This window comes from Nonomuraea sp. NPDC049758 (assembly GCF_040674635.1).
In the GTDB taxonomy this organism is placed as follows: Bacteria; Actinomycetota; Actinomycetes; order Streptosporangiales; family Streptosporangiaceae; genus Nonomuraea.
On record NZ_JBFAMZ010000010.1, the window covers coordinates 130438 to 155944 of the forward strand.

The window sequence follows — 25507 nt, forward strand, 5'->3', positions numbered from 1 at the left end:
TCACGAAAGAGCAATGTTTATGCGACTTACTGGTGCTCGCTTGTTTGTACAAGTTCCCTTAGGTTCTTTCCACACCCCCCGGAGAGTGGAGGCGACGTGTTCACACCTCGCGCCCGTACGGCCGGCGTCATCGCGGCCCTTACCGTTGTCACCGCGGCGTGTGGCGCCGCCCCGAGCAGCCAGCAGACCACCAAGACGGCCGAAGGCGGGGCGAACGCGGCGACCGCCGCCTCCGCCGCCGACTTCGGCGGCTTCGACAAGCTCGTCGAGGCCGCCAAGAAGGAGGGCAACCTCCACGTCATCGCGCTCCCGCCCGACTGGGCCAACTACGGCGAGATCATCAAGTCGTTCGAGGCCAAGTACGGCATCAAGATCGAGAGCGAGACGCCCGACGCGGCCAGCGCGGACGAGATCAACGCCGTCAAGACCCGCAAGGGCCAGGACCGCGCCCCCGACGTGCTCGACCTCGGCCAGTCGTTCGCGATCAGCGGCGCCAAGGAAGGGCTGTTCGCGCCGTACAAGGTGCAGTCGTTCGACAAGATCCCCGAGGGTCAGAAGGAGCCGACCGGGCTCTGGACCAACGACTACGGCGGCTACGTCTCGATCGGCTGCGACGCCAAGAAGATCGCCAACTGCCCGACCAGCTACGCCGACCTGCTCAAGCCCGAGTACAAGGGCAAGGTCGCGATGAACGGCAACCCGACCAAGTCCGGCTCGGCCTTCGCCGGCGTGTACGCCGCCGCGATCGCGAACGGCGGCTCCTTCGACGACATCCAGCCCGGCATCGACTTCTTCAAGAAGCTCAAGGACGCCGGCAACTACAACCCGGTCGAGACGACCCCGGCGACCATCGAGAAGGGCGAGACCCAGATCAGCATCGACTGGGACTACAACAACGCCGCCTACGCCCCCCAGATGGCCGCCAAGGGCCTCGACTGGAAGGTGAACGTGCCGACCGACGGCAAGTACTTCCAGATGTACGCCCAGGCCGTCAACAAGGACGCCCCGCACCCGGCGGCGGCCAGGCTGTGGCAGGAGTACCTCTACAGCGCCGAGGGCCAGAACCTCTACCTCAAGGGCTTCGCCCGTCCGGTGCTGCTGCCGTCCATGACCTCCGACGGCACGGTGGACAAGGCGCTGGCCGCGAAGCTGCCCCAGGTCGAGGGCACGCCCGAGTTCCCCACGCCCGAGCAGGTCGACGCGGCCAAGGCCAAGCTGGCCAGCGGCTGGGACGCCGCGATCTCGGGATGACCCGCCCGCGTTCCAGGGGCTGGGCCGGCGCCCTGCCCCTGCTGGCCTTCTTCGCCCTCGTCTTCGGGGTCCCGGCGGTCGCGCTGGTCGCGGGGGCCTTCACCGTCCAGGGACGGCCGAGTCTGGCCAACCTCGCGCAGAGCCTCCAGGGCGGCTACCTCGTCGCCATGGCCGGGAGCGTCAAGCTGTCGGCCGTGGTGGCGCTGGCCGGGGCCGTCCTCGGCACGTTCCTCGCCTACGCCGTGGTGACCTCGCGCTTCACGCTGCTGCGCGAGGCCGTGCTGACCGCCTCGGGCGTGCTGGCCAACTTCGGCGGGGTGCCGCTGGCGTTCTTCTGGATCGCCACGCTGGGCAACTCGGGCGTGATCAGCGGCCTGGTGGGGCTGCCCTCCGGGTCGTTGTACACGTTCTGGGGGCTGGCGATCGTCTACCTGTACTTCGCGATCCCGCTGATGGTGCTGGTCATGGCGCCCGCGCTGGACGGGCTGAAGCCCCAGTGGCGCGAGGCCGCCGCCAACAGCGGCGCGACCGCCTGGCACTACTGGCGCTTCGTCGCGCTGCCGGTGCTCGCGCCCGCGATGCTGGGCGGCGTGGTGCTGCTGTTCGGGTCGGCGTTCTCGGCGTACGCGACCGCCAACGCCATGGTGGGCACCGTCGTGCCGCTGGTCACCCTGAAGATCGCCAGCGCGCTGACCGGTGACGTGCTGGTCGGCTACGAGAACATCGCGCTGGCGCTCAGCCTGGACATGATCGTGGTGGCCGGGCTGGTGATGGCGATCTACCTGCCGCTGCAGAGGAGGAGCTCCCGATGGCTGCGCTGACCGGGCTGGAGCCCGTCGCCGCGGCGGCGGCGAAACCGCCCGCCCGGCCCCGCTGGTGGCGCGGCCTGGTGTTCGCCCTGGCCGCGGCCTACTTCCTGATCCCGCTCGGCGCCTCGCTCTGGTACACGGTGCACAACCCGGCCACCGGGGTGTCGTTCTCCGCCTACGGCGAGCTGCTGACGGCCGAGGGCTTCGCGCGCTCGCTGCTGCTGTCGTTGTCGCTGGCCGCCGCGACGATCGTGCTGGTCCTGCTGCTGGCGCTGCCCGCGATGCTGGCCGTACGGCTGTTCGCGCCGCGGCTGCGGCCGGTGATGGAGGTGCTGTGCACGCTGCCGCTGGTGGTGCCGCCGATCACGTTCGTGGCCGGGCTGACGACGTCGTTGCGTGACGGGGCCGACATCCTGGCGCCGACGCCGTTCTGGGGCACGCTGATCGCGATCCAGGACCCGGGGTTCCCCGTCGTGCTCGTGCTCGCCTACGTCGTGCTGGTGCTGCCGTTCGTCTACCGCTCGCTGGACGCCGGGCTGCGCACCATGGACGTGCGCACGCTGGTCGAGGCCGCCCGGAACCTGGGCGCGTCCTGGCCGCACGTGCTGCTGCGGGTCGTGGTGCCGAACCTGCGCTCGGCCCTGGCCAGCGCGTCGTTCCTGACGCTCGCGCTGGTGCTGGGCGAGTACACGGTGGCCAGCCTGCTCGGCTACGAGCCGTTCGCGGTCTGGATCGTGACCGTCTCCGGCTCCAAGGGTCAGCTGTCCGTCGCGGTCTCCATCCTCAGCCTGCTGCTCATCTGGGCGTTGCTGCTCGCCGTCTCCACCGTCTTCAGTGGAAGGAAGAAATCATGACCGCTGCGGTGGAGTTCCGCGGGCTGCGCCGGGTGTTCGGCAGGACGGTCGCGCTCGACGGGTTCGACCTGACCATCGCCCCCGGCGAGTTCGTCGCCCTGCTGGGGCCGTCGGGCTGCGGCAAGACGACGGCGCTGCGCTGCGTGGCCGGGTTCGAGCGGCCCGACTCCGGCGCGGTGCTGCTGGACGGCAAGGACATCACGAACGTGCCCGCCAACAAGCGCGACGCCGGGATGGTCTTCCAGTCCTACTCGCTCTTCCCCAACCTCAACGCCCGCGACAACGTGGCCTTCGGCCTGCGCGTCCGCAAGGCGCCCGCGGCCGTCCGGCACGCCAGGGCCGCCGAGCTGCTCGAACTCGTCGGCCTCCCCGCGCACGCCGACCGTTTCCCGCACCAGCTCTCCGGCGGCCAGCAGCAGCGCGTCGCCCTGGCCCGCGCGCTCGCGCTCGAACCGCGCGTGCTGCTGCTCGACGAGCCGCTGTCGGCGCTCGACGCCAAGGTGCGGGTGACGTTGCGCGAGGAGATCCGCCGGTTGCAGCTCGACCTCGGCATCACCACCGTCTTCGTCACCCACGACCAGGAGGAGGCCCTGTCGATCGCCGACCGGGTCGCGGTGCTGCGCGAGGGACGGCTGGAGCAGTGCGGGCCGCCCGCCGAGGTCTACGACCGGCCGGCCACGCCGTTCGTCGCCGAGTTCGTCGGTGCCATGAACCACCTGGCCGGGCGGCTGTCCGGGGACGGCGTCACCGTGCTCGGCCAGCTCCTGCCCGTGGACGGCCCGGCGCCCGCCGAGCCCGACGTGGACGTGCTGATCCGGCCCGAGGCCGTCCGGGTCACGCCCGACCCGGACGGCGCCGCCGAGGTGCTGGCCGCGTCCTTCCGGGGGGCCTCGGTGCGGCTGCGGCTGTCGCTGGAGGGCGGCGAGGTGCTGGCCGACGTGCCGGGGCACGAGGCGGCCCGGCTGGGGGCGGGGGCGCGCGTCACGGTCCGGCTGGTGGAGCGTCCGGTGCTGGTGGCCGCCCGTACGGTGACGGCGCCCGCGCCGGTGTTGTCGGCCGATGCCTGACAGACCGGCCGACGCGATCGTGTCCGACGCGGTCCCGTCCTCTGTGGACGGCATGCCGGACGCGGTCCTGTTCGACATGGACGGCACGCTGGTGGACACCGAAGGGCTCTGGTGGCAGGCCGCGGCGTCGGTGGCCCGGTCGCTGGGCCGCGCGCTGACGGCCGCCGACGCGCCGCACGTGACGGGCCGCACGGTGGGCGACACGGCCGCGTACCTGGTGGACGGGGTCGGCGGGGTGAGCGTGGAGGGGGTCGCGGGCGCGCTCACCGAGGCGTTCGCCGAGCGCGTCAGGACCGGGCTGACGGTCGTGCCGGGGGCGCCGGAGCTGCTGGCCGAGCTGGCCGCGGCGGACGTCCCGACCGCACTGGTGACCGCCTCCCCCCGCAGCATCGCGGAGCTGGTGCTGCCCCGGCTCGGGCACGCGTTCGACCTGGTGATCGCCGACGAGGACACCGACCGGGGCAAACCGCACCCGGACCCGTACCTGGAGGCGGCCCGCAGGCTGCGGGTGGCCCCGGCGCGGTGCGTGGCCGTCGAGGACAGCCCGGCGGGCGTGGCCGCGGCCACCGCCGCGGGCTGCCGCGTGCTGGTGGTGGACCCCGCGCGCGGGCTGGCCCAGGTGCGGGCCGGGCTGCGCGGCGCTCCCCCGCACGGGGGATGAGCCCGCCTCCCGCAGGGGAGGGACGGGCCCGCGGGCGTCGGCAGGATCTCGTGCATGATCCCCGACGTGAGAACTGTCAGGACGCCCGCCGTCGCGCTGGCGCTGGTCGTCCTCTACGGCGGCCTGCGCGTCTACTGGGAGCTCGGCCACATGCCGGAGCGGATGTCGCCGATCGGGTCCGACCTGATCGTGTTCACCGGCTGGGCGGCGGTGGGCCTGTGCGCGGCGGCCGCGGCGGCGCTGGTCGTCCTGATGGCCGCGCGCCCGGACGGCCCGCTGGGATGGGCGCCGCCGGCGCTGGCGTGGGCGGTGGGCGGCGCGCTCATCGTGTCGGGGGCGCTGCTGCTGCTCGACGTGGTGTCGGTGGTCGTCCCGGGGCTCGGCATGCCGTTCTCGTGGGCGGGGGCGCTCAGCAAGGCGGCCTGCGTGGGCTCGGGGGTGCTGCTCTGGCGGTCCGCCGCGGCCTACCGGCGGCGGTCGGCGGGGGCGTGCGGGGCGTGCGGGCGGCGTTCGTCCCGGGTGCTCGCGCGTACGCCGGGGTGGGCCTTCGCCGCGGCCTACGTCTCCGTGGCCGGCTGCCTGGCGCGGATCGCGGCGCAGGCGGCCGTCGGGTTCGACGTCGTGCCGTACCGTGCCGGGGCGGTGGCGTTCGAGATCGAGTTCCTGCTCGCCGGGACGCTGCTGCCGCTGGCGCTCGTCCACCGGTTCGGGCGGGTGTGGCCGGGATGGGTGCCGTGGCTGGCCGGGCGTCCGGTGCCGCGCCGGCTGGTGTTGTGGCCGGGGGCGGGGGTGTCCGGCGGGCTGCTGGCCTACTTCGGGGTGGCGCTGGGGCAGATGGCCGCCGAACGGCTCAGCGGGGGCGTGCCGTTCTCCGGGGGCGATCTGCCCGAGGCGTTCTTCTGGGTGGCCGTGCCCGGGTACGTGGTGTGGGGCGCCGGGATGGCCGTGGCGGCCTGGTCGTACGCGCGGCGTACGCGCATCGCGTGCGCGTCCTGCGGCGGATAGCCGCGATCGGTAAGCTGGGCCGCCGTGAGCGGTGATATATCCCAGATCGGGCGCTACCGGCTGCTGAGCGTGCTCGGGCGGGGCGGCATGGGCACGGTCCACCTCGCCGAGGATCCCACTGGGCAGCGGGTCGCCATCAAGGTGATCAATCCGGAGCTGAGCCAGCACGAGCAGTTCCGGATGCGCTTCCGCCGGGAGGCCGACGCCGCTCGCCGCGTCCGCAGGTTCTGCACCGCCGCGGTGATCGAGGCCGCGCTCGACGGCGACCTGCTCTACGTGGTCACCGAGTACGTGCCGGGCCCCAATCTGGAGGAGGCCGTACGCCAGTCGGGGCCGCTGCGCGGGTCCAGCCTCGACGCGCTGGCCGTCAGCGTGGCCACCGCGCTGACCGCCATCCACGGCGCCGGGGTGGTCCACCGCGACCTCAAGCCGTCGAACGTGCTGCTGTCCCCCGTCGGGCCGCGCGTGATCGACTTCGGCATCGCGCGGGCGCTCGACACGCTGGGCGGCGTCACCGGCACCGGCGAGCTGGTCGGCACGCCCCGGTACATGGCCCCCGAGGTGCTGCGCGGCGAGCCGGTCTCGCCCGCCTGCGACGTGTTCTCGTGGGGCTGCCTGATCGCGTACGCGGCGAGCGGACGGGCGCCGTTCGGCGGCGACACGCTGCCCTCCATCGTCTACCAGGTGCTCAACACCGAGCCCCGCCTCGACGACGTCGATCCCGGCCTGCGCGAGCTGGTCGGGGCCGCGCTGCGCAAGGACCCCGCCGCGCGGCCCACCGCGCAGCAGCTGCTCGACCACCTCGTGGGCCGCTCGGCGGCGCCCGAGCAGGCGGCGCACACCGTGCAGGTGGCCTGGCAGCACGCCACCACGCCGTTCACCGAGGCCGCGCCCACTGCGGCCAACACTGCGGCCGACACGGCCGACACGGCCGACACGGCGGCGAAGCGGCGCGGCAGGCTGCTCGGGATCGGCGCGGCCGCCGCGGCGGTGCTGGTGGCCGCCGCGGCGACGGCCTGGGCGGTGCTCACTCCGAGCGGACCGCCCGACGACCTGGGCGTCCTGTACCGCGAGGACTTCACGCAGACCTCCGGTGGCTGGCTCGGCACCTACGACCCCGACGCCACGGGCAGCAAGGGCTACCGCACGGACGGCACGTACGGGCTCGACGTGGGGGACGGCCGCGAGGAGCAGTGGGCGAAGGCCCCCATCCCCTTCCTCGTCGCCACGCCCACGAACACCCCCGACCCCTCGGCCACGCCCACGCCGATGTTGCCGTCGTCGGTGGTCGTCGGCGTCACCGCCGAGATCCGGGAGTACGCCGGCAGCGGCGAGTACGGCATCTACTGCCACAACTCCGACGACGACGACACCTACTACGAGTTCGGCCTCGACACCGAGGGGAACGCGCGGATCCGCCGTGTGTACGACGGCGCGGGCGGCACGCTGACCCAGCCCGCCAAGGTGGCCAAGCCGGAGGGCCGGATCCGCATCGTGGCCTCGTGCGAGCAGCGCGGCGCCGGGGTGCGGCTGACGATGTGGGTGAACGACAAACGGGTGCAGCAGGCCGACGACCCCAACGGGCTCGGCAACGGGTACGTCGGGCTGTTCGCGCGTACGCCCAAGGACAGCGAGTCGTCGCTGAAGATGACGTTCGACGACTTCGAGCTGCGGGGGCAGAAGGAGCCCTAGGCCAGTCCCGCTTTCCCGGCGGCCATCGGGGTAGGGGGTGTGGATGGCGAAGCTCATGGACCGGGTGCGCGCGTACCTGCGCAGCCCTGAAGGCAGGCAGACCGTCGAGAAGGCCAAGCGCATGGCCCGAGACCCGCAGAACCAGGAGAAGGCCCGGCGCTTCCTCGACCGGCTCCGCCCCCGTCGCCACTGACCATCCCCCCGGCCACCTCTCCCGGGCGGCCGCTTCCATCGGCTGCTCGTTCCGGCCGCCGCTCTGATCGGGGTTCTCAGAGGATCCCGGCGCGGGCGGCGGCCAGGGCGGCGTCGGCGGCGCGGTCGGCGTCCCGCTCGCTCACCGGCTCGTGCGCGACGAACAGCCGGTAGTAGACCGGGGCGACGGCCACCCTGATCACCTCCCGGACGTCGACGACGTCGGGCAGCTCGCCACGGGCGATCGCGCGCCGCACCACCTCGGCCGACTGGTCGTGCCGGGCGGCGAAGAACTCGTGCAGGGCCCGCGCCGCCTCCGGGCTCTGGACGGCCGCCGCCACGAACGCCGACGACACCGGCCCCAGCTCCGGGTCGGCGAACCCGCCGCGGACGAGCTGGACGACCGCCCGCAGGTCGCCCTCGACGCAGCCGGTGTCGGGGATCGGCCACGGCTCGTCCTTGGCCAGCTCCAGGGCGTCGGAGATGAGGCCCTCCACGTTGCCCCACCGCCGGTAGACGGTGGTCTTGTGCACGCCCGACCGCTCGGCCACGTTCTCGACCGTCAGGCCGCGGAAGCCATGGGCCGCCAGCTCGGCCAGGGTCGCCTGGCGCACGGCGTCGCGAACTCGCGCGCTGCGCCCTCCAGGACGTCTGCTCGGTTCCAAAACCTACTCCAGTTGCGTTTGCGGCTTCACGTGTGCCAAACTAAAGCTACAACAGTTGCGATTGGAGTTCCATCCTGATCAACGTCCGAAGGCTCGGCAAGTCGTACGGCGACCGCGTCGTGCTCACCGATGTGTCCCTGTCCGTGGGCCCCGGCGAGCGCCTGGCCGTCGTCGGCGAGAACGGCTCCGGCAAGTCCACCCTGCTCCGACTGCTGGCCGGCGTCGAACAGCCCGACGACGGTGAGATCATCATCACCGGCGATGTCGGCCATCTCGGCCAGACGCTCGGCCTGCCGCCCGATCACACCGTCCAGCAGGCGGTCGACCACGCGCTCGCCGGTCTGCGGGCCATGGAGCGAAGGCTGCGCGAGCTGGAGTCGGCGCTCACCGACGACGTCATGGGCGAGTACGGCGAGCTGCTGACCGCCTACGAGGCCCGCGGCGGCTACGCGGCCGACGCGCGCATCGACAGGGCCCTCCACGGCCTCGGCCTGGCGCACGTCGCCCGTGACCGGGTGCTGTCGAGCCTGTCCGGCGGTGAGCGCGCCCGGCTGGGTCTGGCCTGCGTGCTGGCCGCCGACCCGGCCACGCTGCTGCTCGACGAGCCGACCAACCACCTCGACGAGCCGGCGCTGGCCTGGCTCGAAGAGCGGCTGCGCGGTCACCGGGGGCCGGTGGTCGTGGTCTCCCACGACCGGGTCTTCCTCGACCGGGTGGCCACCGCCGTCCTGGAGGTCGAGGAGGGGGCCGTCACCCGGTTCGGCGGCGGGTACAGCGGCTACCTGGCCGCCAAGGCGGCGGCACGGGCGCGGTGGGAGCAGGCGTACGCGGCCTGGTGCGAGGAGGTCCGGCAGGTGCGCGAGCACGCCGCCACCACCGCCCATCGCGTGGCGGCCGGGCGGGCCATGAGGGACAACAACAAGATGGCCTACGACCGCAACGCGGGCCGCGTCCAGAGCTCGGTGGCCGCCCGGGTGCGCAACGCCCACGAGCGGCTGCGCCGCCTGGAGGACGACCCGGTCCCCCGCCCACCGGCCCCGCTCCGCTTCCGGGCCGCCTTCCGCGCTCCCGCTCCGGCGGGCAACGGTCCGGCGGGCAACGGTCCGGCGGGCGACGGTCCGGCGGGCGACGGTCCGGATGCGTCCGTGCCCCTGGTGGAGCTGCGTGACGTGCACGTCGGCGACCGGCTCCACGTCGGGTCGCTGACCGTCCGGGCGGGCGAGCGGGTGCTGGTGAGCGGGCCCAACGGGGCGGGCAAGTCCACGTTGCTGCGGGTCCTGGCCGAGCGCGCCGGGTGCCGGGCCGGCCACCTCCCCCAGGACGACGACCTCAACCCCGGCCTGGCCGTGCTCGCCGCGTTCGGGCACGACGGCTACGCCGACGAGCGGCGCGCGGCCCTGCTGGACACCGGCCTCTTCCCTGCGCACGCGCTCGACCGGCGGGTGGGCGAGCTCTCGGTCGGCCAGCGGCGCCGGCTGTCGCTGGCCAGGCTACTCATCAGGGAGCACGACCTGCTGCTGCTCGACGAGCCGACCAACCATCTGTCGCCCGTCCTGGCCGACGAGCTCGACCACGCGCTCGCCGCCTACCAGGGGGCGGTGGTCATGGTCACGCACGACCGGGCGCTGAGGCGCCGTTTCACGGGCACCGAGATCCGACTGACAGGGGGACACGTATGTTGACCATGATTTCCGCGGGCTCGCCCTACGGCGTGGCCACCGCCGCCGACGGCGCGCTCTGGTTCACGCTCGTCCATCAGGGCTGTGTCGGCAGGCTGGTGCCGGGGCACGAGCCGGTGATCCACCAGCTCGACCCGGCCGACGGGCAGCCCGGCGTGATCGTGCCCGGCCACGACGGCGCGATGTGGTTCACCGAGGGCAAGGGCGGCCGGGTCTGCCGCATCACCGGCGACGGCCAGCTCACCGCGTACGCGGCCGACTCGCCGTACGGGATCGTCGCCGGGCCCGACGGGGCGATGTGGTTCACCCAGATGAGCAGCGGACGCATCGGGCGTATCGGCGCCGACGGCGAGCGCTCCGACTTCGACGTGCCGGTGGAGGGCGGTATGCCCGCCTTCATCACGGTGGGCGGCGACGACGCGCTCTGGTTCTCGATCAACCAGGGCCACGCCGTCGGCCGGATCTCGCTGTCCGGGGAGGTCACCGTGCATCCGCTGCCCACCGAGGGTGCCGCCCCCGTGGGCATCACGCTCGGGCCCGACGGGGCCGTGTGGTTCGTGGAGATCGGCGCGGGGCAGGTCGGCCGGATCGATCCGGCCGGGAAGATCACCGAGTTCCCGCTGCCCGATCGGGCCTGCCGTCCGCACGCCATCGTGGCCGGTCCCGACGGCGCGCTCTGGTTCACCGAGTGGGCCGCCGGGCGTCTCGGCCGCATCACGGTCGACGGCGCGATCGAGGAGCACCCGCTGCCCACGGTGCCGGTGCCGGTGCCGTCGTCCGCGACCGCCGGGCAGGGCGAGCCGGGCGCCGCCGTCGGCAGCGAGCCGCACGGGCTGACGGTCGGCGCCGACGGAGCGATCTGGGTAGCCCTGGAAGCCGGCGCCCTGGCCCGCATCCCGCCCCCCTCGCCCACCCCCGACCAGTGACGACACACCCAACTGGTGACCACCCCACCTGACCCATGACGGCCGCGCCCAGCCGGTGACGGTTGCGCCCGACCAGTGACGGTTGCGCCCAGCCGGTGAGCCGCGGGCGGTGTGGCCCCGGCGACCATGGCGGGTACAAACGGCCTCCGGATCCCCCAGGCGGCGCGGCGGGTCCTGGTGGCGGTGGGTGCGGGTGGCGGTGGGTGCGGGTGGCGGTGGGTGCGGGTGGCGGCCTGGCCCCGGCGATCGTGGCAGGTGCTGACGGCCCCGGCCCCCCTGGCGGCGCGGCGGGTCCGGGGTGGCGTGGGTCCAGGTGGCGGCCTGGCCCCGGCGATCGTGGCAGGTGTTGCCCCCGGATCCCCCCGGTGGTGCGGTGGGGCTGGGGTGGCGGTGGGGGGTGGGGCGGGGTTGACTGGGGGGATGCATGCCATCATCGTCTCCGCCCAGGGCGGTCCAGAGGTTCTCGAATACGTCGAGCGTCCCGATCCGGTGCCGGGTGACGGGGAGGTCGTGGTCGACGTCGCGGCCAGCGGGGTCAACTTCATCGACATCTACCACCGTTCCGGCGCCTACCCGCTCCCGGTGCCGACCCCGATCGGGTCCGAGGGGGCCGGCGTGGTCTCGGCCGTCGGCCCGGGGGTCGACGGGCCGGCCGTCGGCGACACCGTGGCCTGGGCCGGCGTGCTGGGCAGCTACGCGGAGAAGGCGGTGGTGCCGGCCGACCGGCTGGTGCCGGTGCCCGACGGCGTGTCCGCCGAGCTGGCGGCGGCGGCGATGCTCCAGGGCATGACGGCCCACTACCTCACCCACTCGACGTACGACGTCAAAGAGGGCGACCAGGTGCTGGTGCACGCCGGCGCCGGCGGCATGGGCCAGCTGCTGATCCAGGTCGCCAAGCTGCGCGGCGCCAAGGTCTACAGCACGGTCTCCACGCCGGAGAAGGAGAAGCTGGCCCGCGCGGCCGGCGCCGACGAGGTGCTGGGCTACGACGACTTCGCCGACGCGTTGCGCGGCCGGATCCACGTCGTCTACGACGGCGTCGGCAGGACGACGTTCGACGGCGGCCTGGAGGCGCTGCGCCCGCGCGGGCTCATGGCCCTCTACGGCGCGGCCAGCGGCCCGGTCCCGCCGTTCGATCCGCAGGTGCTCAACCGCGCCGGCTCGCTCTTCCTGACCAGGCCCACGCTGGTCCATTACGTCGCCGAGCGCGAGGAGCTGCTCTGGCGGGCCGCCGACCTGTTCGGCTGGATCTCCTCGGGGCAGCTCAGGATCAACGTGTCCGAGCGCTACCCGCTGGCCGAGGCGCGACGGGCCCAGGAGGACCTGGCCGCCCGGCGTACGACCGGAAAGTTGCTGTTGATTCCCTAGCGCTACGCTCGCCCCTTGTGGACATCAATGCGGCAGTCTGGTCGTTCGCTGCCGTCGTCGCGCTCCTGACGATCACGCCGGGGCTCGACACGGCTCTCACCCTGCGCACGTCGCTGCTCACCGGCAGGCGCGCGGCCTGGGGGGTGGTGCTGGGCATCCAGCTCGGCACGCTGGTCTGGGGCGTGCTCACCGCGGCGGGGCTGTCGGCGCTGCTGGCGGCCTCGCGCTTCGCCTACGACGTCCTGCGCTGGGCGGGCGCGGCGTACCTGGTGTGGATGGGGGTGCGCATGCTCCTCGCCAAGGCGCGGGCGGGCGAGGAGGAGGACGGGCAGCGCGCGTTCGGGTTCGGCAAGGGGTTCCGGCGCGGCCTGCTCACGAACCTGCTCAACCCCAAGGTGGGGGCGTTCTACGTGGCGATGTTGCCGCACTTCATCCCGGCCGGCGCGCCGCACGCGGCGATGGGGCTGCTGCTGGCCGGGGTGCACGTGGCCGAGGGGCTGGCCTGGAGCGCGGTGCTGATCGGGTTCGCCTCGCTGATGAGCGACGTCCTGCGGTCGGCCCGCGTACGGCGGATCCTCGACCGGGTGACCGGCGTGGTCATCGTCGGGTTCGGGCTCCGGCTCGCCCTTCACGACTGATCCCACGGCCAGTCCAGCAGCCGCGCGCCCAGGACCGCGGTCTCCAGGGTGAAGCGCTGGGTGGGGTCGTCGGGCGAGAAGCCGGTCAGCCGGCGGATGCGTTCCAGCCGGTACGTCACCGCCCGCGGGCTGATCCGCAGCCTGCGGGCGGCCGCCGCCTGGTTGCCGTGCGCGGCGAAGACCGCCTCCAGCGTCTCGACCAGCGGCTCGTGCCCGCCCCTGGCGTGCAGCAGCGGGCTCAGCACGCTGGTCACCAGGTCCTCGATCGCGCCGCGGTCGCGCAGCAGCACGGGGAAGACCAGCAGGTCGGCGGCCTTGACCACGTCGAGCGTGAGCCGCAGCGCGTCGGCCAGCTCCAGCGCCCCGGCCGCCTCCCTGAAGGAGGTCACGACGCCGCCCGGCCCGCGGTGCGGCCGTCCGACGCCGACCCGCCACCCGGCCGGGAAGCGGGCGCGTACGTGATGGGTGAACTCCCCCACGGCGGCGGGCAGCGTGGCGGGGACGACGCACACCAGCAGCCCTTCGCGCACCGCCACCAGCACGTTGTGCGAGCCGAACCGGGCGATCAGGTCGCGCTCGATGCGGTCCTCGTCCCCGTCGCGCAGCCCGCGGGCGGCGGCCACCACGTACGACTCGGCCAGCCGGAGGCCGAAGTGCTCGGCCCGTTCGGCCAGCCGCTCGGCCCGTCCCTGGAGCAGGTCGTCCACGAACTCCCTGCGGGCCGTCTCCTCGCCTCTGAGGGCGGCGAGCTGGGCCAGCTCGTACCCCTCCATGAGCGCCGAGACGGCCCTGCGCAGCGCGGGCAGCACGTCCGGCAGTCCCTCGGCGGCGGCGAGCGCGCCGTCGACCAGCGTCCGCAGCGGGACGCCCTGCTCGGCGGCGCGCGTGCCGTCGGCGCGGCAGGCGTCGAGCGCCGCCCGCGAGGGCGGACGCCCGGCGGCCGCCCCGGCCAGCACCTGGCGATGCCCGCCGAGCAGGTCGGCGGGCATCCTGGAGAGCACCATCACACTCCTACGTCACGCCTGTCGAAGGACAGGATCGCGGTGAGCGCGAGCACTGCCGTCGCTCCCGCCAGCACAAGGTAGTCCCCGACCGGCAGGCCCTCATAGAGCGGCCGCCCCTCGGCGTAGTAGTGGAACGGCGAGAGCCACTTCAGCCAGGCGATGGCCGCCACGCCGCGGCCGAGCGTGACGACGATGTACCCGGCCGCCACCCACACGCCGACGACGGACGAGGCGATCATCCTGCGGCCGGTCACCGCCCCCACGGTCAGGGCCACGGTGCCGAAGAACAGCGCGAGCAGCAGCACCCCGACGTGCGCGGCCAGGACGCGGTCGAACGGCACCCCGAGCTCGGCCGCGTCCCCGGCCGCCCACGCCACGGCCAGCGTCACGGCGAACACCGCCAGCAGCGCCAGCGCCAGCGCGCAGAACCGCTGGAGCACCAGCCGCTTGCGGTCCACCGGCAGCGTGACGACGAGCTCCAGCGTCCCGGCCTCCTCCGGCTGGGCGATCGCCCGGTTGGCCAGCATGGTGGCGAGCACGACGAACAACATCGGGACGAAGAGCTGGTAGACGACCGTCTGCAGGAAGTTGACGCCGAGCGCCAGGTCGGGCATGCCGCCCATGAGGTCCCTGAGCGGACCGGGGTACTTGGCCAGGGCCTGCTGGTTGAACGTTCTCGGGTCCTGGCTGACGCTGCGGAAGATGCTGATGTAGAGGGCCATGAACGCGCTGATGCCGACGGTCCACCAGATCAGGGCCCGGCGGTGGTCACGCAGACTCTTGGCGATCATGGTGGCGGTCCTCCTCGCTGTAGTAGGTCAGGAAGATCTCTTCCAGGTCGGGCTCGGCGCTGACCAGGTGGACGACGGTGAACCGGGCGGCGGCCTTGACCAGGGCGTCCGGGCGGCCGTCGATCGTGCACCGGACGCTGGCGCCCTCCACGCGCAGGTCGCGCACCCCCGGCAGGCCCTCGAACGCCGACGCCGGCACCGGGGCGTCGAAGTGCAGCTCCATCCGGCGCACGGCCTTCTCGCGCAGCGCGGCCACGTTCTCCACGGTCACCAGGCGGCCCGCGCGGACGATGCCGACCCGGTCGGAGACGCTCTCCACCTCGGCCAGCACGTGCGAGGACATGAGCACGGTCCGGCCGGCCGCCCGCACCTCCCGGACCATGGCCAGGAACTCCTGCTGGACGAGCGGGTCGAGCCCGCTGGTCGGCTCGTCGAGGATGAGGAACTCCGGCTCGTGCATGAACGCCTGGATCAGCCCGACCTTCTGCCTGTTGCCCTTGGAGAGCTTGCGCATCGGCACCGACAGGTCGGCGTCGAACCGTTCGGCCAGTTCCTCGATGCGGCTGCCCGGCACCCCGCCGCGCACGCGGCCGAGGAAGCCCAGGTAGTCGCGGGCCCGGTCGCGGCCTTCGAGCGCCAGCTCGCCGGGCAGGTAGCCGATGCGGGCGCGGGTGGCGGCGGTGCGCGGGTCGTGGCCGAACACGCGGACCGTGCCGCGGGTGGGCCTGATCACGTCGAGCAGCAACCTGATCGTGGTGGTCTTGCCGGCGCCGTTGGGCCCGAGGTAGCCGAAGATCTCGCCGGGCCGGATCTCCAGCGTGAGGTCTTCGAGGCCGCGCCGCCCGCCGTAGTACTTGGTCAGCCCTTCGGCCTGTACCACTGCTGTCATGCCGGAATCGTCCCGCCGGGGCGGCGGTGGGGTCACTGGCCGAAGTCGGCAGCGTCATGGCCGGTTTTCTGCCGGGACACGGCAACGAGAATGGGCAGGGTGAGGAACGTGGAGACGGCGTTCGTGCTCGGTGGCGGTGGCGTGCTGGGTGCTCACGAGGTGGGCATGCTCCAGGCGCTCGACGACTTCGGCATCCGGCCCGACGTGGTCGTCGGCACGTCGGTGGGCGCGCTCAACGGCGCGCTCATCGCCGCCGACCCCGCGCGGGCGGTCGACCGGCTGACCTCGTTGTGGCGGTCCGACGTCGTGCGCACGGCGTTCGCCGGGTCGTGGGTGACGCGGCTGTCCACGCTGGCCAGGACCGGCACCCACCTGCATCCCAACGGTCCCCTGCGGGAGGTGCTGGCCGGGACGGTGCGCACGGAGCTGATCGAGGAGCTGGCGGTGCCGTTCCAGTGCGTGGCGGCCTCGGTGGAGCGGGCCGCGGCCCACTGGTTCGCCAGCGGGCCGCTGGTGGAGGCGGTGCTGGCGTCGTGCGCGGTGCCGGGGCTGCTGCCGCCGGTGAAGATCGGCGGGGAGCACTTCTTCGACGGCGGGCTGGTGCACAGCATCCCCGTCGGGCGGGCCGTGCAGCTCGGGGCCAGGCGGGTCTACGTGCTGCACGTCGGCCGGATCGAGCGCCCGCTGACCGCGCCCCGTCGGTTCTGGGAGGTGGGGATGGTGGCGTTCGAGATCGCGCGGCGCTACCGGTTCGCCGAGGAGATGGCCTCGTTGCCGCCGGGGGTGGAGGTGCACGTGCTGCCCGCCGGGGTCGCCGCGCCGCTGTCCACCCTGCGTTACCGCGACCTGTCCCAGATCTCCACCTACATCGAGCGGGCGTACCAGGCTTCTTCGCACTATCTGCGGACAAGAGGAGGATGAAGGTAGGGCCTCAGGGCAGGTAGACCTCAGGGAGGCGCCGTTGATCCCACCGCGTATCGTGCGCCGGATCGTGCTGGCTCCGCTCGTCATCGTGGTCACCGTGGTGGTGCTGGTGACGTTGCCGCTGTGGTTGCTGGTCACGTTCGGGGCGTCCTTGCGGCTGCCGCCGCCGCAGCGCAGGGGGTTGCGGTTCGTCTGGTTCGGCGCGGCCTGGCTGACGCTGGAGTCGGCGGTGCTCATCGCGTGCCTCGGGCTGTGGCTGTCGGGGGCGTTCGGGCGGGCCCGGCGCCAGGAGCGGCACTACGCGCTGATCCGCTGGTTCCTGGCCAAGGTGTACGCGGCGGCGGTGCGGATCTTCCGGCTGACCGTGGACGTCGAGGAGCCCGCGCCGACCCCGCAGGAGCGCGCCGCCCGGCTGAGCCGCCCGGTCGTGGTGCTCTCCCGGCACGCCGGGCCGGGCGACTCCTTCCTGCTGATCTATCACCTGCTGGCGGTGTACGGACGGCACCCGCGGATCGTCATGAAGGCCGCCCTCCAGTACGACCCGTCGCTCGACGTCGTGGTCAACCGCCTGCCGAACGCCTTCGTGCCGCGGCGGTCCGGACGCGAGCGGGTGATCGAGGAGATCCGGCGGCTGTCGGCGACCATGGACGACCGCGACGCGCTGGTGATCTTCCCCGAGGGCGGCAACTTCACCCCGCGCCGGCGGCGGCTGGCGATCCGCCGGTTGGAGGACAAGGGGCTGGCCGAGGAGGCGGAGCGGGCGCGCGGCATGACCCACCTGCTGCCGCCGCGCCCGAACGGGGCCATCGCCGCGATCACCGCCTGCCCGGAGGCCGACGTGGTCTTCGTCGCGCACACCGGCCTGGACGACCTCGTCACGATCGGCGACGTGTGGCGCAGGCTGCCGTACGCCGCGCGGATCACGGCCAGGTGGTGGCGGGTGCCGGCGGCCGAGGTGCCCAGGGACGACCGGGAGAGCCAGGTCCGCTGGCTCTACTCCCACTGGGAGGAGATCGACGCCTGGATCACCGCCCAGGGCGAGCGTGCCCGGCGGGATCAGGCCAAGGGGGCGCCCGGCGGCAGGTAGGGCACGGGGGCCGGGCCGTCCCGAAGCAGGCCGAGCAGGGCGTCGGTGTCCAGGTGCTGCTCGATGAGGTCGCCCAGGGCGTCCAGGCGGGCCTCGCGCAGGCGGCCGAAGTCGGTGTCCGGGGCGGGGACGAAGGCGCGCCCGGCCCGTTCGGCCACGTCGGCCAGGAAGGCCCGGCGGAAGGCGTCGTTCTCCAGGGCGCCGTGCCAGGTGGTGCCCCACACGTCGCCGGCGCGGCAGCCGTCCAGGAAGGGTTCGCCGCCCTCGACCGTCACCCGCCCGTGGTGGATCTCGTACGCGCTGACCGGCTGCCCGTAGGCCTGCCCGGCCGGCCGGGCGAGCCGCTTGTCCGGGGCGAACTCGACGCGCACCGGCAGCAGCCCGAGCCCGTCCACCCGGCCCGCCCGCGACTCGACCTCGTCCACGATCTCCCGGCCGAGCATCTGGAACCCGCCGCAGATCCCGAGGACGGGCCCGCGCCGCGCGAGCAGGGCGTCGGCCAGGCCGGTGCGCCGCAGCCAGGCCAGGTCCTCGACCGTGGCCCGCGAGCCCGGCAGCACCACCAGGTCGGCGTCGTCCAGCTCGACCGGGTCGGTCACGAAGCGCACCACCACGCCGGGCTCGGCGGCCAGGGCGTCCAGGTCGGTGAAGTTGGAGATCCGGGGCAGCCGGACGACCGCCACGCGCAACGTCTGCCTGCCCAGCGGCCGGCCGGTCGCGACCCGGCGGTTGTCCAGCGCGAGGGAGTCCTCGACGTCCAGCCAGAGGCCGTCGAGCCAGGGCAGCACGCCGTACACCGACCGGCCGGTGAGCTTCCTGATCATGTCGAGGCCGGGTTCGAGCAGCTCGCGGGCGCCCCGGAACTTGTTCACCACGAACCCTGAGACGAGGGCCTGGTCGGCCGCGTCCAGCAGCGCCACCGTGCCGTGGAAGGCGGCGAACACGCCGCCCCTGTCGATGTCGCCGACCACGACGACGGGCAGCCCGGCGGCCCTGGCCAGGCCCATGTTGGCGATGTCGCCGCGGCGCAGGTTGATCTCGGCGGGGCTGCCGGCGCCCTCGCAGATCACCACGTCGTACTGGGCGCGCAGCCGGTCCAGGGAGGCCAGGGCGGTGGTCCGCAGGAGGTCCTTCAGCGCGCCGTACTCCATGGCGTCCACGTCCGCGACGGGCTCGCCCAGGAGCACGACCTGGCTGCGGCGGTCGCTGCCCGGCTTGAGCAGGACGGGGTTCATGTCGGCGACCGGTTCCAGCCCGGCGGCCTGGGCCTGCATGGCCTGGGCGCGGCCGATCTCGGCGCCGCCGGCGGTGACGTAGGAGTTGAGCGACATGTTCTGGGCCTTGAAGGGCGCCACGCGCACGCCCTGGCGGGCCAGCCAGCGGCAGATCCCGGCGGTGACCACGCTCTTGCCCGCGTCGGAGGTGGTGCCGGCGACCAGCATCGCGCCCGTGACCTGCCCAGGATTCATGCGATCACCGTACATGAGCCCCAAACTGCGAAATTTCCCAGAAACCGCCCATTTACGAATCGTGTGACTTCTGCCACTCTGGCTAGAACGTTCGCCTAGAACAGCATTCTAGATTTTCCTACGGGAAGGGTGGGCATGGTCAGGACGTTGGGTTCGCCGCGTGCCGGCGTCATCGACGCGCGGACCAGGGCGCCGTTCGGCTGGGCGCCGCTGGTCGTGCTCTTCATCGTCGGGCTCGTGGACCGCATGGAGTACAACCTGCTGTCGGGGGTGCTGCCGCTCGTCCAGAAGGAGTGGGGCTTCAGCGACACCGCCGCGGGCTCGATCCCGACCGCCGCGGCGCTGGCCGCCGCGATCGTCTCCCTGCCCGCGGGCTTCCTGGCCGACCGGTTCAGCCGCACGCGGATCATCGCGGTGGTCGTGCTGCTGTGGGCCGTCGCCACGCTCGGCTCGGGCCTGGCCACCGGCTTCGTGATGTTCTACCTGATGCGGGTGCTGCTCGCGGCGGCCGAGAACATCGACAACCCGGCGGCCGGCAGCCTGCTCGCCGACTACTACCCGCCGGTCAGCCGGGCCAAGGCGTACGGGCTGACCCGCGTCACGACCTACCTCGGCGGCATCGGCACGCTGCTGGGCGGCGTGCTGGCCGAGGTGTTCTCCTGGCGCACCGCGTTCCTGGTGATGGTGGTGCCCGGCGTGCTCACGGCGGTGCTCGTGTGGTTCCTGCGCGAGCCGGGCCGCGGCCACCTGGACCGGATGGTCGCCGGAGCCCCCGCAGAAACCGCAGGGTCGCCTGAGGGCAGCGCGGCGCCCAAGGCGCCCTTCTGGCAGCAGTTCGGGCAGGTCATCCGCATCCCGACGCTGCTGTTCGTCTGCGTCGGGCTGGGCCTGCTCACCCTCGGCCTGGCCGGGATCTTCTACTGGCTGCCCACCCTCATGGTCCGCGAGTACGGCGTCGGCGTCGGCGCCGCCGGCTCGCTGAGCGGCCTGATCACCATCGCCGGGACGCTGGCCGGCACCCTGGTCGGCTCCTGGCTGGGCCGCAGGTGGCACGGCACCCGCAAGGGCGGCAGGCTGCTGGCCGGCGGCGGCGGCATCACGGCGGGCGCGGCCGTCCTGGCCGGCGCGCTGGCCATGGACTCGATCGGCCCGATGACCGCGCTGGTCCTGCTGGCCTGCTCGCTCATGTCGATCGCGATCCCGAACATGACGGCCTGCCTGGCCGACGTCGTCCCGGCCGCCGCGCGCGGTCTCGGCTTCGCCGTCCTGCAACTGCTCATCACGGCGGCCGGGGCGTTCGGCTCGCTCGTCGTCGGCATCGCCTCCGACCGGTTCGGCTCGCTGATCGGCGGCATGTACCTGCTGGTCGTCCCCATGATCGTGGGCGGCCTCCTGACGCTCGGCGCCCGCGCCTCCTTCGAGCGCGACGCCGGGCGGGTCATGGACGCCGCCCGCGCCGGCTAGGACGGCAGGCAGACGGTCAGCGCGCCCGGGGCCACCTTCGCCTTGATCTTGGTGGTGGCCTCGCGGTCGCCGCCGTCCAGCTCGTACGTCATCGGCGAGCCGAACCGGGCCGACACCTTGCGCGCCCGGGTGATGCGCACGAACGGCGAGTCCTCCGACCGTCCGGCGGCCATCTTGCCCATCACCCGGGCCCACTGGATCGGCCCCTTGGCCGTGGACAGCCCGACCTCCAGCCAGCCGTCGTCGGGCCGGGCGTCGTCGAACGCCTCGACCCCGCCGGCGATCGTGCCCACGTTCCCGAGCAGCAGGCAGCTCGCCTCCCCCTCGAACCAGGTGGCCCCGTCGACCTTGACCGTCATCGGCACCAGGGGCCCGCCGACGTGCCGGACGGCGGCCTTGACGTAGCTCAGCTTGCCGAACTTCCGCTTGGCCTTGCCGTCGGCCTCGGCGATCATCTCGGCCTCGAACCCGGCCCCGGCCATGACCGCGAAGTGCTCGCCGTTGAGCACCCCGAGGTCCAGCTCGGCACGGCGGCCCTCGAAGCCGATCCGTACGGACTCCTCCAGGTCGTTGGGGATGCCCAGGTTGCCGGCGAACAGGTTGGCCGTCCCGGCGGGCAGGATCGCCATCGGCACGCCGGAGCCGGCCATGGCGTCGGCGCAGCGTTGCACCATGCCGTCACCGCCCCAGACGAACACCAGCTCCGCGCCCGCCTTGAGCGCCTTGCGCACCTTCTTGGGCGCCTTCTTGCTCTTGGGCACCTCGTGCCAGATCAGCTCGCCGACGTCCCGCTCGGTGAGCAGCACGCGCAGCCGGTCCAGGCCGGCGCCGAGGATCTTCTTCTGATGTGCGACAACCGCGATAGTGGGGGACACTCCTCCCGCACTACCCGGGCTTTGCCGGGTTATTAATGGCTTTTGTGCGGGTAGCGGTGGCCGAATGCGCATCCAGGACTGGTTCCTCACCGAGGAGGAACGCGACAACCGGGCGACCGGCCTCGACGCGTGGTCCAGCGGGAACGACGTACGGCCGCTGATCCACGGCGCCACGTACTTCGCCGAGCTGAAGAGCTGTCTGGAAGCACTGCGCAAGGACGACCTGCTGCTGTTCGCCGACTGGCGGGGCGACCCCGACGAGCGGCTGACCGACGACGGCCCCACGGTGAGCGCCGCCCTCGGGGCAGCGGCCGAGCGCGGCGCCGTCGTCAGGGGCCTCATCTGGCGCTCCCACCTGGACCGCCTGCGGTTCAGCGCGGCCGAGAACCGGCACCTGGGCGAGAAGATCGAGAACGCGCACGGGCAGGCGCTGCTGGACACCCGGACCAAACCGGGCGGCTCGCACCACCAGAAGTTCGTCATCCTCCGCCACGACCGCGACCCCTCGGCGGACGTGGCCTTCGTCGGCGGCATCGACCTGTGCCACAGCCGCCGCGACGACGCCGAGCACCTGGGCGACCCGCAGTCCTGCCCGATGCCCGACGTGTACGGCCCCCGCCCGCCCTGGCACGACATCCAGCTCGCCATCCACGGACCGGCGGTCGCCGAGGTGGAGAAGACCTTCTGCGAGCGCTGGGAGGACCCGGCCCCCGAGACCAGGGACCCGCTGCGCCGCCTGCGCGACCACTTCAGCAAGCTGGACAACGCTCCCCCGCTGCCCGACCCGGGCCCGCCGCCCCCGCGGGCGGGCACGCACCACGTCCAGCTCCTGCGCACCTATCCCGCCCGGCACAGCGCGTACCCGTTCGCGCCGGACGGCGAGCGCAGCATCGCGCACGCCTACCACAAGGTGCTCGGCAGGGCCCGGTCGCTGGTGTACCTGGAGGACCAGTACCTGTGGTCCACGGACGTGATCGAGCCGTTCGCCCAGGCGCTGGAGCGCGAGCCGGAGCTGCGCATGATCATCGTGGTGCCCCGCCACCCCGACCAGGACGGCTGGCTGGCCGGCCCGGCGAGCCTGATCGGCCGGGTCGAGGCGCTGGACCGGTTGATGAGGGCCGGCGGCGACCGGGTCGCGATCTACGACCTGGAGAACCACCAGGGCACCCCCGTCTACGTGCACGCCAAGGTGTGCGTGGTGGACGACGTGTGGGCGTCGGTCGGGTCGGACAACGTCAACCTGCGCTCGTGGACCTACGACTCGGAGCTGAGCTGCGCCGTCCTGGACGAGCGGGAGGACCCGAGGCCGCCGCACGGCGCCCTGCGGTTCGCCCGCGACCTGCGGCTGGCGCTCATGGCCGAGCACCTGGACGAGGAGTCGGAGTCCGGCCGGGACGAGCTGTGCGACCCGGTCGCCGCGTTCGACGCGTTCGCCGGGTCGGCGGCCCGGCTGGAGGCTTGGCACTCGGCCGGCTGCCGGGGCCCGCGCCCGTCCGGCCGGTTACGCCCGCACCCGGCCCCCACGCTGTCCCGGGTGCGCAGGGCGATGGCCATGCCGCTCTACCGGTTCGCCGTCGACCCCGACGGCCGGCCGCCGGAGCTGCGGAGATCGCGGAGGTTCTGATGAAGACATTCCTGCTCGACAGGCTGGGACCACGGATGACGGTCGCGGCGTTCGCCGTCGCGCTCATCATGATCCCGTTCTCCCTGCTGCTCGTCGTGGCCAAGATGCCGCTCAACCGGCTGGACGCCGGGGTGGCCCATGAACTGCACGAGTACGCGCTCGCCCATCCCGGCGTGACCAGGGTGCTCATCGTCTGGACCGACCTGTTCGGGCCGTGGCCGTGGCGCGTCGCGGTGGCGGCGTTCACCGTCTGGCTGCTGATGCACGGCAGGCGCCGGCTGGCCCTGTGGGCGATCACGACCGTGACCGCGGGCGGCCTGATCGGGCTCGGCCTGAAGATCCTCGTCGCCCGGGTGCGGCCGCACCTGCCCGACCCCGTCGCGCTGGCGCCCGGCGACTCCTTTCCCTCCGGCCACGCGGTCAACGTGACGCTCGGGGCCGGGGTCGTCACCCTGCTCCTGCTGCCGATGTTGCCCCGGTGGGGGCGCCGGCTCGCCTGGGTGCTGGCCTGTTTCGTGGTGGTCTCGGTGGGCTTCACCAGGATCGCCCTCGGCGTGCACTGGGTGAGCGACGTCGTGGCGGGGGTCGTGCTGGGCGTGGCGGTGATCGCCGCGACCGCGGCGGCGTTCGAGACGTGGCGGCGCGACACGGGCCGCCGGCCCACCGCGCCGCTGACCGAAGGTATGGAACCCGAACCGGTGAAGGTGCCCGATGAGCAAAGCTGAGCATGTCCGGTACTACGCGCTGTCGCTGGTGTTACCTCTGGTGCTGATGGGCGCCGTCACGTACGGCATGGGGCTGCTCATCGTCGGCGTCCCGCAGCCCGGCGACGTGGCCGTGAGCAAGGACTTCGCCTCCATCCGCACGTCGTTGTGGAACACGCTCACCGACTACGGCACCAGCCTGTCGGACACGCCCTACGTCGTGGCTTTCACGGCGGTGGCGGTGATCCTGTTCCGGCTGGTCTACAAGCGCTGGCGGGAGTCGATCTTCATGATCGCGGCGGTCTGGGGCCAGTCGCTGGTCTTCCTGGCCACCACCGAGCCCGTCGGCCGCAGCCGTCCGCCGGTGCCCCACCTCGACCCCGCGCCGCCCACCTCCAGCTTCCCCTCGGGGCACGTCAGCGCCGCCGTCGCGTTCTACTGCGGGCTGGCGCTGGTGCTGACGACGCACGTGCGCAACCGGGCGCTGCAGGTGGTGATCTGGACGATCGGGATCGCCGCCCCGCTGATCGTCGCCTTCTCCCGGCTCTACCGCGGCATGCACTTCTTCTCGGACGTGACGTGGGGGCTGCTACTCGGGGTGTTCTGCGTGGTGGTGGCCGCGCGGTCCGTCCTCTACCGGACCTGGGACAGACGGCCGGCGGCCGCGGAGGGCGACCGCCGGCGTCCCGCCTCCGTCGGGGACTAGCGGCGGTGGTGGGCGGGCCCGCGGCGCGCCCGCCGGCGGCCGGTCGGCCGTCCGGCGGGCCGCCCGGCCTGCCTCCTCCGCCGTCCGAGCAGGTAGAGGGCGGCCATGATCGCCAGCCCCCAGGGGGTACGGGCCAGCCAGCGCGCCACGAAGATCTTCATGAACTTCCTCATGCCCGCCCGCTGCCCCCGCCAGGCCGCGTGATGCGAAGGCCCGGCCCCACCAGGGACCATGCCGCCGCGGCGCCTACCATACGGCCCATGACCACGCACGGATTCACGCTCACCGCGAAGGGCCCGTTCGACTTCGGCGCCGCGCTGCGCTTCGTCGAGGACTGGCCGGCCACCAGCGCGCTGCCCTCCGACGGCCGGACGCTGCGCTTCGCCTACTGCGCCGAGTCCGACTGGCTGCCGATCGGGGTGAGCGTCACCGGCGCCCCCGGCGGCGTCGCCGTCACCACCACCCGCGCCCCCGGCCCGGCGATCCGCGGCGAGATCGCGCGCATCCTCTCCCTCGACGTGGACGCCACCGGCTTCGCCGAGCTCGGCGCGGCCGACCCGGTGCTCGGCGACGTGCAGCGGGACCGCCCCGGGCTGCGGCCGGTGTGCTTCTGGAGCCCGTGGGAGGCGGCCTGCTGGGCGGTGATCGTGCAGCGCTCTTCGATGCTGATTGCCTCGCGCGTCAAGCAGCGCATCGCCGACCGGTACGGCGCCGCCGTCACCGTGGACGGGCAGGCGTACCAGGCGTTCCCGCCGCCCGTGAGCCTGGTGGACGCGGGCGGTCTCGGCCTGCCCGCGCAGAAGGAGGAGTGGCTGCGCGGCCTGGCGCAGGCGGCGCTCGACGGCGTGCTCACCACCGAGCACCTGCGCTCGCTCACCCCCGAGGACGCCCTGGCCGAACTGCGCGCGCTGCCCGGCGTGGGACCGTTCTCGGCCGGGCTGATCCTGATCCGCGGCGCCGGCGCGCCCGACGCGTTCCCCGGCGACGAACCCCGGCTGTTCGGCATCCTGCGCGAGGCGTACGGGCTGCCCGAGGACGCCCCCGCGAGCGCCTACCGCAAGCTCGCCGAATCGTGGCGGCCCTACCGGTCGTGGGCGTCGTTCCTGTTCCGCGCCACCGGCTACCGGGCCGCCGCAGACTGAGCCCGCACGCGCATGGCCCGC

The 25507-nt window shown here is 73.3% G+C and carries 26 protein-coding genes; 19 read left to right on the forward strand and 7 right to left on the reverse strand.

The features are described from left to right. Positions 1 to 96: 96 nt before the first annotated feature. From AB0J46_RS26410 to AB0J46_RS26445, 8 genes are all read left to right on the forward strand, one after another. Complete coding sequence (locus AB0J46_RS26410) at positions 97 to 1251, forward strand: ABC transporter substrate-binding protein (RefSeq protein ID WP_364336368.1); 1155 nt, start codon at positions 97 to 99, stop codon at positions 1249 to 1251. Beyond that, complete coding sequence (locus AB0J46_RS26415) at positions 1248 to 2072, forward strand: ABC transporter permease subunit (RefSeq protein ID WP_352360635.1); 825 nt, start codon at positions 1248 to 1250, stop codon at positions 2070 to 2072. The genes AB0J46_RS26410 and AB0J46_RS26415 overlap by 4 nt, the downstream gene beginning before the upstream one ends. Further along, on the forward strand, positions 2060 to 2914 hold the full coding sequence (locus AB0J46_RS26420; protein WP_364336370.1) for an ABC transporter permease subunit: 855 nt from the start codon (positions 2060 to 2062) through the stop codon (positions 2912 to 2914). Before AB0J46_RS26415 ends, AB0J46_RS26420 begins: the two co-directional genes overlap by 13 nt. Then, positions 2911 to 3981 carry an ABC transporter ATP-binding protein gene (locus tag AB0J46_RS26425; RefSeq protein ID WP_364336372.1) on the forward strand — a complete coding sequence of 357 codons (1071 nt, stop codon included), beginning with the start codon at positions 2911 to 2913 and terminating at the stop codon, positions 3979 to 3981. The genes AB0J46_RS26420 and AB0J46_RS26425 overlap by 4 nt, the downstream gene beginning before the upstream one ends. Beyond that, the gene (locus AB0J46_RS26430) at positions 3974 to 4642 is read left to right on the forward strand and encodes an HAD family phosphatase (RefSeq protein ID WP_364336374.1); all 669 of its coding nucleotides are present in this window, start codon (positions 3974 to 3976) and stop codon (positions 4640 to 4642) included. The genes AB0J46_RS26425 and AB0J46_RS26430 overlap by 8 nt, the downstream gene beginning before the upstream one ends. A gap of 66 nt (positions 4643 to 4708) precedes the next feature. Further along, a complete protein-coding gene (locus AB0J46_RS26435; protein WP_364336376.1) occupies positions 4709 to 5647 on the forward strand; it encodes a hypothetical protein in 939 nt (312 codons plus the stop codon). Positions 5648 to 5671: 24 nt separating this feature from the next. Beyond that, the gene (locus AB0J46_RS26440; protein ID WP_364336378.1) at positions 5672 to 7339 is read left to right on the forward strand and encodes a serine/threonine-protein kinase; all 1668 of its coding nucleotides are present in this window, start codon (positions 5672 to 5674) and stop codon (positions 7337 to 7339) included. 43 nt (positions 7340 to 7382) lie between these two features. Then, positions 7383 to 7532, forward strand: coding sequence for a hypothetical protein (locus tag AB0J46_RS26445; protein ID WP_358294834.1), 150 nt, complete (start codon positions 7383 to 7385; stop codon positions 7530 to 7532). 76 nt (positions 7533 to 7608) lie between these two features. On the opposite strand, the gene AB0J46_RS26450 is transcribed toward AB0J46_RS26445, so the two are convergent. Then, positions 7609 to 8145, reverse strand: a complete 537-nt coding sequence (locus AB0J46_RS26450; protein ID WP_358294836.1) for a TetR/AcrR family transcriptional regulator — start codon at positions 8143 to 8145, stop codon at positions 7609 to 7611. Positions 8146 to 8315: 170 nt separating this feature from the next. On the opposite strand from AB0J46_RS26450, the gene AB0J46_RS26455 reads away from it, so the two are divergent. The 4 genes from AB0J46_RS26455 to AB0J46_RS26470 all read left to right on the forward strand — a co-directional run bounded on the left by AB0J46_RS26455 (position 8316) and on the right by AB0J46_RS26470 (position 12807). Continuing rightward, a complete protein-coding gene (locus AB0J46_RS26455) occupies positions 8316 to 9878 on the forward strand; it encodes an ABC-F family ATP-binding cassette domain-containing protein (RefSeq protein WP_364336380.1) in 1563 nt (520 codons plus the stop codon). Then, positions 9872 to 10801, forward strand: coding sequence for a virginiamycin B lyase (locus AB0J46_RS26460; RefSeq protein WP_364336382.1), 930 nt, complete (start codon positions 9872 to 9874; stop codon positions 10799 to 10801). The genes AB0J46_RS26455 and AB0J46_RS26460 overlap by 7 nt, the downstream gene beginning before the upstream one ends. Before the next feature lie 420 nt (positions 10802 to 11221). Continuing rightward, positions 11222 to 12169 carry a quinone oxidoreductase gene (locus AB0J46_RS26465; RefSeq protein ID WP_364336384.1) on the forward strand — a complete coding sequence of 316 codons (948 nt, stop codon included), beginning with the start codon at positions 11222 to 11224 and terminating at the stop codon, positions 12167 to 12169. Positions 12170 to 12186: 17 nt separating this feature from the next. Then, positions 12187 to 12807, forward strand: coding sequence for a LysE family translocator (locus tag AB0J46_RS26470; protein ID WP_364336386.1), 621 nt, complete (start codon positions 12187 to 12189; stop codon positions 12805 to 12807). Here the strand turns inward: AB0J46_RS26470 and AB0J46_RS26475 are convergent. Genes AB0J46_RS26475 through AB0J46_RS26485 form a run of 3 tightly spaced genes read right to left on the reverse strand, consistent with a single transcriptional unit; the run spans position 12798 to position 15491 of the window. Continuing rightward, positions 12798 to 13811, reverse strand: a complete 1014-nt coding sequence (locus AB0J46_RS26475; RefSeq protein ID WP_364336388.1) for a helix-turn-helix domain-containing protein — start codon at positions 13809 to 13811, stop codon at positions 12798 to 12800. The genes AB0J46_RS26470 and AB0J46_RS26475 overlap by 10 nt on opposite strands. Then, positions 13811 to 14602 (reverse strand): ABC transporter permease subunit, encoded by a 792-nt coding sequence (locus tag AB0J46_RS26480; protein WP_364336390.1) that lies wholly within the window; start codon positions 14600 to 14602, stop codon positions 13811 to 13813. Before AB0J46_RS26480 ends, AB0J46_RS26475 begins: the two co-directional genes overlap by 1 nt. Further along, complete coding sequence (locus AB0J46_RS26485; RefSeq protein WP_364336392.1) at positions 14580 to 15491, reverse strand: ABC transporter ATP-binding protein; 912 nt, start codon at positions 15489 to 15491, stop codon at positions 14580 to 14582. Before AB0J46_RS26485 ends, AB0J46_RS26480 begins: the two co-directional genes overlap by 23 nt. Positions 15492 to 15590: 99 nt before the next feature. Between AB0J46_RS26485 and AB0J46_RS26490 the strand changes: the two genes are divergently transcribed. After that, entirely contained in the window at positions 15591 to 16412 is an 822-nt protein-coding gene (locus AB0J46_RS26490; RefSeq protein WP_364336394.1) for a patatin-like phospholipase family protein, read from the forward strand. Positions 16413 to 16452: 40 nt separating this feature from the next. Further along, positions 16453 to 17502: a 1-acyl-sn-glycerol-3-phosphate acyltransferase gene (locus AB0J46_RS26495; RefSeq protein ID WP_364336396.1), complete on the forward strand. Its 1050-nt coding sequence runs from the start codon at positions 16453 to 16455 to the stop codon at positions 17500 to 17502. On the opposite strand, the gene AB0J46_RS26500 is transcribed toward AB0J46_RS26495, so the two are convergent. After that, positions 17472 to 18971: a cobyric acid synthase gene (locus AB0J46_RS26500; RefSeq protein WP_364336398.1), complete on the reverse strand. Its 1500-nt coding sequence runs from the start codon at positions 18969 to 18971 to the stop codon at positions 17472 to 17474. The two genes, AB0J46_RS26495 and AB0J46_RS26500, sit on opposite strands and share 31 nt — an antisense overlap. Before the next feature lie 135 nt (positions 18972 to 19106). Here AB0J46_RS26500 and AB0J46_RS26505 point away from each other — a divergent pair, with 135 nt between their 5' ends. Further along, a complete protein-coding gene (locus AB0J46_RS26505; RefSeq protein ID WP_364336400.1) occupies positions 19107 to 20435 on the forward strand; it encodes an MFS transporter in 1329 nt (442 codons plus the stop codon). Here AB0J46_RS26505 and AB0J46_RS26510 read toward each other — a convergent pair. After that, complete coding sequence (locus tag AB0J46_RS26510) at positions 20432 to 21310, reverse strand: diacylglycerol kinase family protein (RefSeq protein WP_364336402.1); 879 nt, start codon at positions 21308 to 21310, stop codon at positions 20432 to 20434. The two genes, AB0J46_RS26505 and AB0J46_RS26510, sit on opposite strands and share 4 nt — an antisense overlap. A 64-nt stretch (positions 21311 to 21374) precedes the next feature. On the opposite strand from AB0J46_RS26510, the gene AB0J46_RS26515 reads away from it, so the two are divergent. From AB0J46_RS26515 to AB0J46_RS26525, 3 genes are read left to right on the forward strand one after another with little or no spacing between them, the layout of a single operon-like run. Next, a complete protein-coding gene (locus AB0J46_RS26515) occupies positions 21375 to 22934 on the forward strand; it encodes a phospholipase D family protein (RefSeq protein ID WP_364336404.1) in 1560 nt (519 codons plus the stop codon). After that, a complete protein-coding gene (locus tag AB0J46_RS26520; RefSeq protein WP_357980818.1) occupies positions 22934 to 23659 on the forward strand; it encodes a phosphatase PAP2 family protein in 726 nt (241 codons plus the stop codon). The genes AB0J46_RS26515 and AB0J46_RS26520 overlap by 1 nt, the downstream gene beginning before the upstream one ends. Then, a complete protein-coding gene (locus AB0J46_RS26525) occupies positions 23646 to 24344 on the forward strand; it encodes a phosphatase PAP2 family protein (protein WP_364336406.1) in 699 nt (232 codons plus the stop codon). Before AB0J46_RS26520 ends, AB0J46_RS26525 begins: the two co-directional genes overlap by 14 nt. Here the strand turns inward: AB0J46_RS26525 and AB0J46_RS26530 are convergent. Beyond that, positions 24341 to 24505: a DUF6203 family protein gene (locus AB0J46_RS26530; RefSeq protein ID WP_364336408.1), complete on the reverse strand. Its 165-nt coding sequence runs from the start codon at positions 24503 to 24505 to the stop codon at positions 24341 to 24343. The two genes, AB0J46_RS26525 and AB0J46_RS26530, sit on opposite strands and share 4 nt — an antisense overlap. 99 nt (positions 24506 to 24604) lie before the next feature. Between AB0J46_RS26530 and AB0J46_RS26535 the strand changes: the two genes are divergently transcribed. Continuing rightward, positions 24605 to 25486, forward strand: a complete 882-nt coding sequence (locus AB0J46_RS26535) for a hypothetical protein (RefSeq protein ID WP_364336410.1) — start codon at positions 24605 to 24607, stop codon at positions 25484 to 25486. Positions 25487 to 25507 lie beyond the last annotated feature (21 nt).